The 575-nt window shown below is 64.3% G+C and carries 1 protein-coding gene; it reads left to right on the forward strand.

All coding sequences use genetic code 11. The features are described from left to right. Positions 1–548: endonuclease/exonuclease/phosphatase family protein (locus BN1128_RS04475; RefSeq protein WP_042866582.1), on the forward strand; the 548-nt coding region annotated here is incomplete at its 5' end. Positions 549–575: the final 27 nt, after the last annotated feature.

Here is a 575-nt window from a genome sequence, read left to right on the forward strand (position 1 = left end):
CCCACCCGACCCCGCCCATCTTCGGCAACGCGGCGCGCCACAACGTCAAGCACAACCGCGCCGAAGTCGCCTTCTGGCAGGACTACGTGGAGACCGCCAGCTACATGGTGGATGACGCCGGCAAGGCCGGTGGCCTGGCTGAGGGCGCCAAGTTCGTCATCGCCGGCGATCTCAACGCCGATCCCCAGATTGGCGATGGGGATCTCACCGCCATCCAGGATCTGCACAACCATGTGCTGGTCAATCAGGCGGTCACCAACGGCGCCATCATACCGGTCAGCCAGGGCGGCCCCGAGTGCCTCGCCAGCCAGCCGGATCAGTGCAAGCGCAACAACAACCGCCCCACCCCGGAGCGCATCACCAGCAGCAGCGGCCTGCAGCTCGATCATGTGCTGCCCTCCGCCAACCTGAACGTGGTCGCCTCCGGCGTGTTCTGGCCGGCCAGCTTCGAGCCGGGCTATCACCTGGTATATGACGCCAAGCTCGGCATCGCCAAGGGAGTCAGCTCGGATCACCGGCTGGTGTGGGTCGACTTCAAGCTCGACTAATTTGATGGTGTTATCAACAATCAGGGG

It is taken from the genome of Aeromonas piscicola, from assembly GCF_000820005.1.
Lineage (GTDB): Bacteria > Pseudomonadota > Gammaproteobacteria > Enterobacterales > Aeromonadaceae > Aeromonas > Aeromonas piscicola.